General features: G+C 47.7%; 9 protein-coding genes. All 9 read left to right on the top strand.

Annotated features, from left to right (window positions below):
* Positions 1 to 70: 70 nt before the first annotated feature.
* The 9 genes from HY200_03440 to HY200_03480 all read left to right on the top strand — a co-directional run bounded on the left by HY200_03440 (position 71) and on the right by HY200_03480 (position 14,353).
* Complete coding sequence (locus HY200_03440; GenBank protein ID MBI3593985.1) at positions 71 to 3,574, top strand: tetratricopeptide repeat protein; 3,504 nt, start codon at positions 71 to 73, stop codon at positions 3,572 to 3,574.
* A gap of 7 nt (positions 3,575 to 3,581) precedes the next feature.
* Positions 3,582 to 5,006, top strand: coding sequence for a hypothetical protein (locus tag HY200_03445; GenBank protein MBI3593986.1), 1,425 nt, complete (start codon positions 3,582 to 3,584; stop codon positions 5,004 to 5,006).
* Positions 5,007 to 5,098: 92 nt separating this feature from the next.
* A complete protein-coding gene (locus HY200_03450; GenBank protein MBI3593987.1) occupies positions 5,099 to 9,052 on the top strand; it encodes a VCBS repeat-containing protein in 3,954 nt (1,317 codons plus the stop codon).
* A gap of 29 nt (positions 9,053 to 9,081) precedes the next feature.
* On the top strand, positions 9,082 to 10,602 hold the full coding sequence (locus HY200_03455; protein MBI3593988.1) for a fused MFS/spermidine synthase: 1,521 nt from the start codon (positions 9,082 to 9,084) through the stop codon (positions 10,600 to 10,602).
* 52 nt (positions 10,603 to 10,654) lie between these two features.
* Positions 10,655 to 11,371, top strand: coding sequence for an HAD-IA family hydrolase (locus tag HY200_03460; protein ID MBI3593989.1), 717 nt, complete (start codon positions 10,655 to 10,657; stop codon positions 11,369 to 11,371).
* Between the two features lie 95 nt (positions 11,372 to 11,466).
* Positions 11,467 to 12,003: a gamma carbonic anhydrase family protein gene (locus HY200_03465; protein MBI3593990.1), complete on the top strand. Its 537-nt coding sequence runs from the start codon at positions 11,467 to 11,469 to the stop codon at positions 12,001 to 12,003.
* A 46-nt stretch (positions 12,004 to 12,049) separates the two neighbouring features.
* The gene (locus HY200_03470; protein MBI3593991.1) at positions 12,050 to 12,913 is read left to right on the top strand and encodes a 50S ribosomal protein L11 methyltransferase; all 864 of its coding nucleotides are present in this window, start codon (positions 12,050 to 12,052) and stop codon (positions 12,911 to 12,913) included.
* Between the two features lie 338 nt (positions 12,914 to 13,251).
* Complete coding sequence (purE, locus tag HY200_03475) at positions 13,252 to 13,770, top strand: 5-(carboxyamino)imidazole ribonucleotide mutase (protein MBI3593992.1); 519 nt, start codon at positions 13,252 to 13,254, stop codon at positions 13,768 to 13,770.
* Entirely contained in the window at positions 13,745 to 14,353 is a 609-nt protein-coding gene (locus HY200_03480) for a threonylcarbamoyl-AMP synthase (protein MBI3593993.1), read from the top strand. The genes purE and HY200_03480 overlap by 26 nt, the downstream gene beginning before the upstream one ends.
* The last annotated feature ends 90 nt before the right edge of the window (positions 14,354 to 14,443 follow it).

A 14,443-nucleotide genomic window follows, 5' to 3' on the forward strand; every position in this document is an offset into this window, starting at 1 on the left:
CCTCCAAAAAGCGACACAGCTCCTCTTTTCCGGTAACCTGGACCAGGCGGAGAGGGAATTTTTAACCGCATTGAATCAAAATCCGGTTCTTCATCGGGCCCACTTTGGACTTGGTCTGGTCTATCTCCAGAAGAACGATTTGGAAAAATCCGAAAAGGCCTTTCGCATGGCGCTGAGCCTTCAACCCCAATACGCTCCTGCTTACCGCGGTTTGGGTCAGGTTTTTGAAGGCAAGGGGGATCCCGCCAGCGCCGTGACTCATTATCAAAAAGCGGTTTCTCTGGAAGGGCTCAATCCGGCTTTTGCCAGCGATGTGACCATTGCACGATTTCGCCTGTCACAGTTGGGAGACAGTCCGGAGATCGCAACCCAGGTCCGGGAACATTATCAAAAGGCCGCCACGCTTTTAAAGGCCAAGAAGAAAGAGGAAGCGCTTAAAGAATTTCTTTTTGTTCTGGACCGGGTTCCTAAAAGGCTCGACGCGTTGGAGAACGCCGCGGTCATCCTCTCCGAACTCGGGAGGGCCGATGAATCAATCGCCCTTCTTCGTCGAATTGTTTCGATTGACCCGAATCTCCTCTTCGCCCATTTTCTTCTAGGAGCAGTAGAAGAATCCCAGGGGAAAATTGCCGAGGCGTGGGAGGAATTTCATTTGGTCCTCCAGATCGGCGAAAAAGTTCCCAATCAAAAAGATGTCGTCCGGGCGAAAGAAAAAATTGATCAGCTCGGTGCAACCAAGGAGCTTGCCGTTTCCATCGACAGCCGGCTCAAAATGGCGGCTGCGCTTTATGAAAAGGACGATCTGGAACCTGCTGAAAAGGAATTTCAGGAAATTCTTCAGATTGTTCCCGCAAATATCCGGGCAAAATTTGGTCTCGCGTCGATCGATTATAAAAAAGAAAAATTGGATGAGGCGAAAAAACTCCTGCTCGAAGTGACTGAGAAGGATCCGCTCCTGGTCAGGGGCCATTTTTTTCTTGGCAAGATTTTTCTCAAAGAAAAAGAATTTTCTAAGGCGTTTGATGCATTCAATCAGGTCATTGAACTGGGAAAGGTTCCGGTCTATGCGCAGCTCTATCAGTCGCAGATTGAGGAAGCGAAAAAAGATATCGCTCAAATGGGAGGAGACGTTTCGCGGGCTCAACAGATTCAGCAGCTTTTAAATGACGGGAATGAATTTTATAAAAGAGAAGATTTTGATCATGCCGTCGAAAAATATAACCAGGTGCTTGCCATCTCTCCTGACAATCTTCTGGCGCTCGAAAAGATCGGTTCGGTCTATATCCGGGAGAGCAGTTTCGATCCTGAAAAAGGAGAAGCGATTTTCAAAAAGATGATTGAAATTAATCCCGAGCTCCTTTTTCCCCGGTTTTATCTTGCCTTTCTTGCAGATAAGAAAGGGGATCTTGAGAATGCAGTCAAACTGTATGAGGACGTAATTCAATTTGACAAGAAAGAGAGCGAGATCACGCTCAGAGCGAAGCGGCTTTTGACTCAGATGGGCGGCACCCCGCAAAAAGCAAAAGAGATCCGGTCCCATCTGAAGAGGGGTGGGGAGTTGGTCAGTGAAAATAAACTTTCCGAAGCGCGCAACGAATATCAAAAGGTTCTTGAGATCGTTCCGGAACAGACCCAGGCACTCTATTTCCTTGGCTTGATCGATGTGAAGGAAGATCGGATTCCGGAAGCCGAGAAAAATCTCCAGAAACTTCTGATCGCCGATCCGAACCATCTTGAAGGGAGATTGCAATTAGCCCTCCTGCTGGGTGGACGAGGGGCCTATGAAGAATCCTTGAAAGAGCTTGAAAAAGTGATTGAAATCGGAAAAGAAGGAAAATCGGTCCGAACAGCGAAGACCGAACTTGATAAAATGAAAAAAAAAGCCGAAGGGCAGAAACATTTTACTGCTGGAATGGATATTTTAAATAAACTCGATGATCTTGAAAAAGCCTCTCCTTCAAAGGAAGGTGAACCGATGTCTGCCGATAAATTAACCTTGTTGAACAGCGGCATCAAAGAACTGGAAGAAGCGATTCGATTCAACCAGGATAATCCTTATTATCTTTATAATCTCGGTTATGCCTATGTCAAAAAATTCGATCTGGTATCCGCTGAATTTATGTTTCGAAAAGCCGCCGAAAAAAAGCCCGATTTTCTGGTGGCCCATTTCCGCCTTGCCGTCCTCTACGATCTGGCCAATGCTCCGGTCAGCGCTTTAAATGAGTATGAAAAGGTGATTGAGTTGGGAAAACCGGAAGATGACGAGGTCAAACAGGCTAAATTGAAGATTGCAGGGCTGAAAGGGAACATCGGGATCATTGAAGAAGGAAAAGGGTATGCCGTTACGGGTGAAGCCCTCTTTTTGGAGCAAAATGATAAGGCAAAGGCGCTCCCTTTGCTTAAAAAATCGACAGAACTGGTTCCGAAGAATGAAGATTACTGGTTTGATCTGGGTATCTTATATGAGACCCTCGTTGATGAAAAAGGCGCGGAAAGCGCCTACGAATCTGCGGTCAAGATCCGTCCGACATTTTCAAAGCCCCGTTTTTACCTCGGCCTGATTCAGGAGAAACGAGGCCAGAGAGAAGCGGCAATAGAAAATTTCAGGAAAGCAAAAGAGTATCTGGGAGACGAAAAATCAAAAGAGGCGCTTTTGATCGAGGAGAGGGTTAATTTTTATGACAAGAAGATCAACGAGTCGATCTCTTACACCCCCTTTTATTTCGACAGCAATTCAGGCGACAGCGATATCGGTTCGCCAACTGCGGAAATCTTTTCTTCGGTCGGATTTAATATGAAATATTTCTACTACAAGTCCTTGAACGTTCTTCTTTCCTCTGATATTTCAGCTTCCGCTTCAACCTATTACTACAGCCAGGCCCTGGTTAATTTTGAATCGGCAAGTTTTGAAGCGAAGTGGCCTGATCTCCATGGACTCTCGATTGTCATCGGTCCGGCATGGGGAATCAGTTTTGCCTATGGGGGTATGTCCGGATGGAACGGTCAGTTCAAGGCCGATTTTCAGGAGCAAATCGGATGGTTTGATGCCGTCATTACCCATCTCGGATATAATTACTCGATTTCAGTTTCAAACTCCTATTTCGATGCGGTTCGCAAAGAGATTAGCTGGGCGCTTATCAAAAACAAATTCCGGTCAGGTTCCCTGACGGCAGGTTTCGGCCTGACGAATAGCGACGTGATCGCGCCGGATGACTGCGCGGTGGGATGGAATGCATCTGCCACCTATAGCCGTCCTCTCGTTGATTATCTCAGTGGGTCGATTTCCGCCTCTATCGGCCAGACCTATTTCAGAAATCCGGATCAAACAGCATTGAAGACTGATGGTTTGGGCGAAGTCTATCGCAAGAACAACTCCTTTGGTCTTTCAGGCTCCCTGATTTATCCCATTTATAAGAATGTCAACCTGAGCGCTTCACTGGGGTATCAGGCCGTCCGGTCCAATCTCCGGGTTCAATTGGACCGGGAGGTAACCGATATTTTAAGCAAACAGACCTCTCCGATCGGAAGTTACTCTAAAATAACGGCAGGATTTTCTTTCAACTACTTTTTTTAAAGGTCGAATGATAAAACGTTTTGTCTTCTTGGTTTTATTTTGTGGGGTAAATATTTTTGGACCGATTACCCTCTGGGCAGCCGACGAGGCCTCTCCGGGATTCCTTTCCAAATTCAGCTATTCCGGGTTTTATCGGCAGGAGACTGCCCTGAGGATCTATTCTCCGGTGATCTTTACGAAAATCATGTCCTATTTAAGAATCGAGGCGCACTATGCCTTTTCTCCTTCGATCCAGTTGACCGTGGTTCCGAGGGCCTATTACGACCTGGCGCCCGATCTCGAACAGGTCGATGCCATCAGCCGGATTATCGGGCCCAGGACCGTATTGACCGAAAATCCGTCGGAACAGACGATTGCCGGAACCGAAGTGGGAAATTTAAGAGGGGTCGACACGGAAAATCAATCGGCCGAACTTCGCGAAGTTTACCTGGATGCCCATTTCTCACTCATGGATCTTCGTCTGGGGAGACAGATTGTTCGGTGGGGTGTGGTTGAAGGGTCGAGGATCCTGGATGAAATCAATCCGCTTGATTTTAAGGAATTTATTTTAAGGGACGTCAGCGACCGGTATATTCCGAGGTGGATGCTGAAATCCGATTTTTATCTCGGAGAATTCAGCCTGGAAGGGCTCTATATTCCGGACCTCAAGTTTCATAAACCCGCTCCGAAAGGAAGCCAGTTTGAGCAGTTTCAAATTCTTCCAGGAACCGTCTATCCCGAAAACAATCTGCAAAATGCCGATTGGGGCTTGCGGATCTCCAAGACCCTCTTTGGGGTTGATCTGGCAGCCAGTTACTATTATATGTGGGATCCTTTCCCTGCCTCCTATCGTTCGGTATTCGGACTCGGAGGTTTTGGGGTCTCTCCCACGGTTAATTTTCAGCCGAGGTATACGAAGGTAAGGGTCTACGGGGGAAGTTTGTCGAAATCGTTTGGAAAGGTGATATTCAATATGGAAGGGGCGTTAGTTCGCGACAAATTTTTCGGAACCTTGGTGGGAGTCGATCCTGCCACGCCCGGAAATTTTATTTTTGGAGAACTTCAGCGGAACTATCTAAAATATGCGCTGGGCATCGATTTTACCTTTTATTCGGCCGACATCTCTCTTTCGGGCCAACAGCAAAAAATACTGAGTTATGACTCCTCGATCATCCAGCGGGAATACGATACGGTTCTGAGTTTTTTTGGAAGAAAACCCTTTTTAAATGACCGACTTGTTCCTTCAATGCTCCTGCTTTATTTTTTGGTCGACAACGACTACCTGGTCCGCCCAAAAATCGAATACAGCCTAACGGATCATTTCAAATTGTCGGGTTCTCTCGATCTGATGGTAGGCGATATCGCCTACGGTCCTCTTCCGGGACAGTTTACTTTTGTAGGCTATTTCAAAAACGAAAGCCGCGCCGAATTTGACCTGATCTACAGCTTCTGAAATGACCCTTTTTACCTCACTTGCCTTCCTCCCGCCAGGCACTTTTGTTCTTTGTAATTGGGGCTATTCGTTATAAAATAGAAAGAAGTGCTATGCGATTCTCATTATTGTTATTTCTCTTCTTGATCACGGGATGCGCCAATACTGATTTCCCATTTTGTTGCGATCAGACCGGTCTAAAGGATGTCCCATACACCACCACCTATGATATGACGATTGCGACCGGTTTTTCGAATATCGGGGGAGATCTTTCTATATTAAGAATAATCTCACAGGGGGATATTGACAATCTTTTTAATGCCGCAAACGTTTCCAAGGTACCCGGTACGGGTGTTGTCGGGGGATATGTCCTCTCACTCAATGGAGATATCCCCGAAAGTGTCGTATTGAGGGCGACGGATGCCGACGGAAATCCTGTGGGTGACCTTTTTTACAATAGTCTGGGTGGCGTTCCTGATTTTTCCACAACGTCGGGAACCAGCGTCAGCGGGGGGTTTACTCTTCTCAATGCGCCTCCCGGCGCAATTTATTTTAAAGCCATCGAAGGAGGAAGGGGTAACGGTCAGGCGATTTCCTATGCCGATTCGGCTTTTCTGACTAATATTTCGGTCGTGCCGGTCATTCCCCCTTTTATCGGCGTGACCGGAGCGGTCAAAGAATATGATTCGGAAACGAGTGTCAAATCAGGTTTGATCACGCCTGTCGGATTAAAAGGTCTTTCGGTCGTGGTCAATTCCGGAAGCTACCGGTTTCCACGACTGGGATCCGACAGCACGTTTTTGGTTGAAACCACCCAATCCGGTTACTGGGACACTTACACCACTTTTAAGACCGATCTTTCCAGTCGCCCCCAGGGAGCAATCGACGTGACCCAAAATCTTTTTCTCTTTCCAAATGCCCTTCTTGCCCAGGTTCTGAGCCAGACACATTACGGGACCCAAACCGCCGGCAACGGCATTTTGGTTGGAGGAGCCCGGGATACCGATGATACCTTTCGGATTAACCCCAAGATAAAACTCACAAACGACCAGGGAAATGATCTGACTTTTAACGGATCAAAATCTCGTATCTATTTCCACGGAAGCTATCCCAATCCTGACCCGTTCGACGCAAATGTAAATCCGTCTCTCCCGGCCTATTTCTATTTTGATCAGTCAGGGGATGTTCTTTATTATGATGTTTTTGGTGTTCTCCATTCTTACAACTTAACGTCTGGCAAAACATGCGCGAATAACAGCAACAACTGTCCACCCTCGGATTTCGGAACGCTTGATGGAAAATATATTGCACTCGATCTCCCCACCGGGAAGATTCATCTTTCGGCGACCACCATTGATCAAACCAACGCCGGGTTTGACCTGTTGGCCGGAGAGGGAACCGCCGGTATTTTGGCCAATTCGGTCACCTTGCAGGATGTGACGATGAATAAGATGGGCCTGGGTAAAATAGATCATTACCTTGATTTCGCAGGAAGCGTCACCCGTTCGGACGGGGTGACTCCGGTCGGATTTGCGACGATTTTTGCGCTGGGGAATCTCTCTTCCCTGACGACGGTAGATGCCGTGGGGAGTTTCTATATTCCGGAGGCGTCATTCCAATTTCTTGATCAAGCTACGTATACGCTGAAGGTGAGCAATCCCCCTTCCTATGTCGATACCTATCAGGAAGAAAAAGTCGACCAGACCTATCATTATCTGACGATTTATCCGCTGACGGTTTTAAATCTTTATTTAAGCGCAGCGGGGCTATCGACGTCGCTCGATACCACGAAAGGCGTTTTGACCGGATTGATTTTCGATAATTTGTCGGGCAGGGGTACCGACGGGATTACTCTGCAGGCAACGGATCTGGCAGGAAACAGCGTTGGCGATATTCGATATTTTGATTCGGCAGGTCTTCCGACACGCACCTCCTCTTCATCCAGAAACGGAGGATATATCATCTTCAATCTCCCCCCCGGTCTGGTTCAGATACGGGCGGTTTCGCAAGATGATTCGGGGAATATTCTAGCCTATGCTTACGCCAATGGTGTGACCATTTCAGATCTCCATGTCAATAACGGTCCCATCCCTTCCGTTCAGATTTCAGGATCGACCACCGATTTGAATGGTGCTCCGGGAAGCCAGGTATTGCTTTCTACAGTGGGCGAAAAGGTTCAATTTTCCTCTGACGGAGCGGGCTTTTTCTCATACCCCTTTTCCCCCTTTAGTCAGTTTACGGTGAAGGCGAAATCACCGGGTGGTATGGATACCTACAATCTTTTTCAGACCGACACGAGCGATATCAGCGGATTGAATTTGAAAGCGATTACGACCGGCGCACTGGTAAGCGAAGCCGCTAATGCGGGTCTGGTACCTGATTACTCTTCCCTTGGCGTGATCGGAGGAAAGGTCACCACGTCAGGATTTACATCAGCGGTAACCCTGCCAGGAATCACCTTTTCGGCCATGTCCACGATTACGAATGCACCGCATAAACTCTCGGCAGGCCTCTTTAATCAGGATAACGAGCCTGATCTTGCGCTGGTGAACTGGATCGACGGCACATTGTCGGTATTTCTGGGGGGAGGGGACGGTACTTTTAGAATGTCAACAGGTTCTCCCCTCTGCATGCCGTACGGGTTGGTATTGGCACCGGGGCAGAGCTGTCAATACACGGCGGAACCGGTCTCAGTCCGGGTCAGAGACATCGATGGAGATGGGATACCTGATTTGATCGTGGCTAATTATGGGATGGATTCAATTTCCGTCCTTCTGGGTACCCGGGAGGGGAATTTTCATCTGGCTCCGAGTTTTCTTCCCAATTTTAGAAATCCCATTCCGCTCCTTTCCGGCTCCAGGCCGATAGACATTTCCGTGGGAGATTTTAATAATGACGGTTTTCTCGACCTGGCGGTTGCCAATTCGGGAAACAACACCTATTCCGTAATACTTGGACAAGGGAATGGTCTCTTCAGCAGCCAGGTCTATAATTTTTCAAGCGGTGGAACCAGCCCGTCAGCGATACTTAATGCGGATTTCAATGGAGACGGAAATCTGGATCTCGCCGTGGTCAACAAGCTTGGTCCAAACGGAAGTACTTCCGGCGCGGTATCCGTCTTCTTTGGTTACGGGACCGGAGCCTTTGCTCAGTCGCCGGCGAGTCCCCTTTTCGTGGGTAACGTTCCGGTCGGAATTGTTGCAACCGATCTCAACGGAGATGGATTGCCCGACCTGGTTGTGATCAACAATGCTTCAAGTTCGATTTCAGTGATGCTGGGCAAGGGAGGAGGCCTTTTTTCGAAAGATCTGTGTCAGATAGCGCCGATTCCTTCCTTTTGCACTCTTGCAGGAGCACCTGAGGCCATTTCGATTCAGGATATTAATTTTGATGGACGAAATGATCTTATTACCTCTTCTGGCCTGAATGCAGGTGAGATTTCCGTATTGACCGGTGTGGGAGATGGCACCTTTGCAAAAGAGGTCCGATACGCACTTCCAGGAAATCCGGCCAACCTTGTATTTGCCGATTTTAACAATGATACTTTTTTGGATGTTGTAGCCCTGCAGTCCGCTACCGGAACACTTGCGTACCTGCCGGGAATCGAAGTTCCGGTACCTCAGGTAAAGATCGAGGCGGCCGATCTCGATGGCAACAGCGTTGGCCAGGTGCGTTATTATCAAAACGGAACTCTGATGCCTTCGACCACCAACACCATGACGGATACTTCCGGAAGATTCCTGATTTTAAATCTTCCCCCGGGTTTGAAAAATATTCATGCGACGGAGGGAGCTGCAGGCAATCGATTTATGACCTCCTACAAGGCAGGCGGAACCTTTGGAAACATTCCGGTCATTCCGCCTGATTTTGGCAAAATACAATATTCCGGAAAAACGGTCGATCCGGTCGGAGACCAGATATTTAGAAACGTGGAAGGGGTCAACATATTTGGATTGGGAACGGGAAATTTCCTTACTTCAGATTCAGGGTCCGGTGCTTTTAGCTTTAACAAAAATGGTAATAAATTTGACGCTAATAGTTTTCTCTTCTTTAAACTTCAGAAATAGGCATGTCGAAACGAGATGAAAGTCAAAAAATGAGTCATCCATTTCAGAATCGTGCCGATTTTGCGCTTCTACTCTTGACAGTTTTTCTCTGTGGTATGATCGTTCTGGTTCTTGAAGTGCTCGGTTCCCGCGTGCTAGGTCCCTATTTCGGCATCTCTCTTTTTATTTGGACTTCGCTCATTACGATCACCCTGATCTCGCTTTCACTCGGCTATACAGCGGGAGGTTTTCTCTCGGACCGGTATCAGAGCCGCGATCTCTTTTATTCGCTGATCCTGGGTGCCGGTTTGTCGATCATGTTTATCCCCATGATTCAAAAACCGGTTTCGCTTGCCATGACCTCTCTCGGACCGAGGCTGGGCTGTCTTGCAACTGCGTTTGTTCTTTTTACCCTCCCGCTCACGCTGCTCGGAATGGTTGCCCCTTTTTCACTCAAACTCTCCCTGAACGAGCTCCGCCGTGCCGGCAAGATTTCAGGCAATCTCTATGCGTTATCCACTCTTGGTGGCATTCTTGGCACGCTTCTGGTTGGATTCTGGATGATTCCGAATCTCGGATTAAAAAATATCTTTTTGATGACTTCCATTCTTTTGTCCGTTCTTTCAGGAAGTTATTTTCTCATGAAAAAAAAATGGGTTCTATCTTGCCTCTCCCTTTTACTGATTGGAACCAACCTTGCGATGATAGTTTATCCATCAGATGGATCGCTCCATTCGGAAATTATTTACAAATCTCAAAGCTACTACGGAGAGTTGAAAGTCCTGCGGAAAGAAGCACTCCACATGCTGATGGTTGACGGCGCTATTCAAACCGCCTATCAGTACGAGACCCGTCAGTCAAAAGCACCCTACACCCGGTTGATCGAAGAGATTATCCAGACTGACCGGAATAAATCGGAACGAAAGAGTTTTCACGGGGCAGTCATCGGTCTGGGCGGCGGAATTATTCCGGAGGCAGAATATAAAATGGGGGACGCGGTCGATATTGTTGAGATTGACCCGAGAATCCCCGAAGTGGCTCAAGCTTATTTTCAGTTTCATCCTGAACGTTTTCGCCTGGTTCTTGAAGATGCCCGACATTTCTTGAATGAAAATAGGGAGAAATATCACTATCTCGTTCTCGATGTCTTCGCCGGGGAATCTTCTCCCTTCTATCTTTTAAGCCGGGAATGCTTTGAACAGATTAAAAGGAGCCTGACGGAAGATGGTATCCTGGTTATCAATTCGATCGGACTCTTTTCCGGAGAGGGCTCGGATTTCACCGCTTCGATCAATAGGACACTCCATCATACTTTCCCTCACCAGGCTTTATTTACCACTTCATTGAAAGACAATTTTTCCAATTATATTTTTGTGGCGTCCACGAAGCCGCTTGAATATCTAACCTCCGACTCGGAAATCCTGAATCGGCAGGAGCTCCATCTGACTGACCGGACGGGAATTCTCTTGACGGATAACTATAATCCTGCAGATTATCTTGAGCAAGAAACTGCGCTTCGATGGCGCATCGCCATATGGAATTCGACCTCCGCAGGAATCCTCCTCGATTGAGAAAAATGTCCGGAAAGAAAGTCCGATTTCCCGGATCTAACAGTGATCGACCATGTCTAAACTAAACCACCCTCTTAAAGTAATTTTTTTCGATGCGGCTGAGACCCTTTTTAAAACCAGAGGATCGGTGGGAGAACTCTATCTGAACGCTGCGCGAAAACATGGCTCCACTGCGACAAAAAGGGAGATTGATGACGCATTTTTTAAGGTGTTTAAAAAAGAACCTCCCCCGGTAATCTCGTCGACCGTATCATCCAATGAAAGAGTGACACTCGAAAAAGCCTGGTGGTACAGCGTGGTGAAGTCGGTCTTTACCGAGGTGGGGATGATTCCTTCGTTCGAAGATTATTTCCAGGAGGTTTATGCCATTTTTAAGGGGAGCCAGGGATGGGAATTATTTCCCGAAACATTTGAGGTATTAACCGAAATTAAAAAAAGAGGATATCGGACCGGGATGATTACCAATTTTGATACCCGGGTCTACGACGTAAACCGGGCTTTGGGAATCGACGGGCTGATCGACAGTTTGACACTTTCGACAGAGGCAGGAGCTCCCAAACCAGACCCGAAGATATTCAAGAAGGCGCTCGAACACCATAGGATAGAGCCCGCGAAGGCGCTTCATGTGGGAGATTCGATGTCTGATGATGTCCGGGGAGCACAAAATGCGGGACTCCAGGCGGTCTTGATCGACCGGCATCGCCTCTATAAACAGGAAAGTGATTATGTTAGAATTGAATCGCTAACAGAACTCCTTGAAATATTATGAAACCCTGTTGAATTGTTAAATCGTGGAATTGGGAAACCTGGAATAATTTCCAATGAAACAACTCAACAATTATACAATTCAACACGTCCAAAACCATGATGATTCGATACCGGGGCATTCTCCCCAAACTTCCTTCGTCAGTCTTTGTGGCAACTGGTGCGATCATCATCGGAGATGTCGAACTCGGCGAAAACGCCTCCGTCTGGTTCAACACGGTGATCCGGGCGGATGTCCATTACATCCGAATTGGTGCCAACACGAACATACAGGATCTTTCGATGCTCCACGTCACCCGCAAGACGCATCCGCTGGTGGTTGGGAACGATGTAACCATAGGCCATCGTGTTATTCTCCATGGCTGTACGGTTGGGAATCTCTGTCTCATCGGAATGGGTGCAATCATTATGGATGGCGCGGTCATCGAAGAGGGAGCGCTGATCGGAGCAGGTTCGATCGTCTCTGAAGGGTGTGTTATTCCAGCTGGAATGCTTGCTTTTGGTGTCCCGGCTAAACCGAAGCGTCCGCTTACCTCTGAGGAAAGCCTGTTTTTAAAACTTTCAGCAAAGCATTACGTGGAAGATGCAAAAATATATCTCAAGATGAATCTGAAATCTGGAAATAACGAAGGTTAGGCCGGTGCCGGCAAAAAGAAAACACGATGAATATTTTGAGCTTTCAATGGAGATAGCGCCTTCATTGCAAGAGAGCTTTTCGTCGTTACTAATTGAAATGGGTGCCGGCGGGACCTGGATCGACGGTGCGAAGGTCAAAGCATACTTTGATCCCTCGACATCAACATCCGAAGAGATTTCAGAGAAACTCTCCTCATTTTGTGATCGATTTCAAGAAGTCGGAATTCAGATTCCTCATCATTTGGTTGATATCCAAAAGAAAATCCAAAAAGACTGGAATCAGGAATGGAAAAAGTTTTTTAAGCCGGTTCAAATCAGCCGCCGATTGACGGTCTCTCCGCCATGGGAAGAATGTGAGGTAAGCAGTCAAGAGGAGCGAGTAATCTGGATCGAACCCGGTCTTGGATTCGGAACGGGAACGCATCCCACGACTAGAAATTGCCTCGTTATTCTTGATCAAATTCTGTCCAGGATTTCTGATCCGGCACGATGTAAAGTCCTTGATTTGGGATCCGGATCTGGAATTCTTGCCATTGCTGCAGCAAAACTCGGAGCGGGAGAAATCCTTGCGGCTGAAACAGACGGCGATGCGCTGGAGTCCATGCGGCATAACCTCATGATCAACAAGGTGGCGGGTCAGGTTAAACTTCGTCTTGGTTCGATCTTTCAAGCCGACCGGAACAGTTACCATTTGGTCATGGCGAATATTACCGCGGAAGACCTGATTCGCGTCAGCCGAGATCTGGCTGGAGCGATTCAGCCGGGGGGGAACGCGATTCTTTCCGGCATCCTCGTCGATAAAAAAGCCGCCGTTGATTCGACCTTTTCGAATCTAAACTTGCGGAAGCTGAATGAAATGATCGAGAACAACTGGGTGACGCAAATCTGGGTAAAAGCAGAAAGGAATTAGTCGATACTGGATACTCGTGCTAACCCGAGTGGTAATCCATTCTCTCCAACGCCGATGAATTTATCCCCAATCTCCGTGTTCACATTTTTGTGGGATCGGCAAAATTCATCGAAGTTTTCGTTCACGGAATACCACTCGGTTTAGCCAACGAAAGTACCCGGCGATCTTCGAAAGGAGACTCGGCGAATTTCGATTATGCCACATTGAATTGTTTAATAAAGATGAGCATGAAATTCGGCGCCGTCGAAGAGAGAAGATTGCCGGGTGCTTGAGTTAACTGCGAAATCGACCATTTCGTCCGGAATTGACACAAAGATTTAAGATTAGGAGAAAAAAAGATGTCAAAAGGAAAACCGCATGTTTCGATATTGATGGGAAGCCCCAATGACCTGCCGATTATGGAGGAGGCGGGAAAAATTCTGGAACATTTTGGCGTAGCTTATGAGATGACCGTTACTTCGGCTCACCGTTCTCCCGAACGGACCCATCAGATCATCAAATCGGCTCCCGAAAAGGGAGTCGAACTTTTTATTGTGGGAGCAGGAGGAGCCGCTCACCTGGCCGGTGTGGTTGCCTCATTAACGATTCTTCCGGTCATCGGAGTGCCGATCGATTCCTCTTCGTTGCAGGGCATGGACTCTCTCCTTGCCACGGTTCAGATGCCGGGTGGAGTTCCTGTGGCGACGATGGCAATCGGAAAGGCCGGAGCGAAAAACGGTGGGATCCTTGCCGTTCAGATCCTCGCCAAGAAGAACCCTGAATTGGACAAGAAGCTTTTTCAATACAAAGAAGATATGGCCAAAGAGGTAGAAGCCAAATCGAAAGCCCTGTATGCCGGTAGAAATATTAAAACTTGATCCGGCACATGCCGACTCATCTCTCAAAGAGGCTGCGACGCTGATTTCTCAAGGGAAGGTCATTATCTATCCGACCGATACGCTATATGGAATTGGTGCAGCGATAGGCAATGAAGCGGCAGTAAGCAAGGTTTTTCAGATCAAGAAACGAGAGTTCGACAAACCGATTCTGATCTTGATTGAGAAGCCTGTCGATTTGGAGCCGCTGGTCATGGATATTTCTTCAAAAGCCCTGGAATTGATGGCCCGCTATTGGCCAGGCCCGTTGACCCTGGTATTTAAAGCGTCGGAGAAGGTCTCTTCTCTTTTGACGGGAAATTCAGGCAATATCGGAATCCGGTGTTCCGCCTCGGGTACGGTCCAACGTCTCCTGGCGCTCACCCGGTCTCCCCTGACCGCTACCAGCGCCAATCTTTCAGACGAAACTCCTGTAACCAGCGCCGCAGAGGCCGGGCGGATATTTGGCGATCAGGTCGATCTCATTCTCGACGCTGGCCCTCTCGTCTCCGAACCTTCAACAATTATCGATGTGACCGGCGAAAAACCGAGACTCATCCGCCAGGGAAAATTGTTTCTGGAATAGTTTAGGTTTTAAAATCAAATAGGGGGATAATCTGAATAGAGACTCGGCGAAATTCGTTTATGCCACATCCAAATGACTTATAAAGATGAG

The organism is Nitrospirota bacterium (assembly GCA_016194305.1).
GTDB lineage: Bacteria > Nitrospirota > Nitrospiria > JACQBW01 > JACQBW01 > JACQBW01.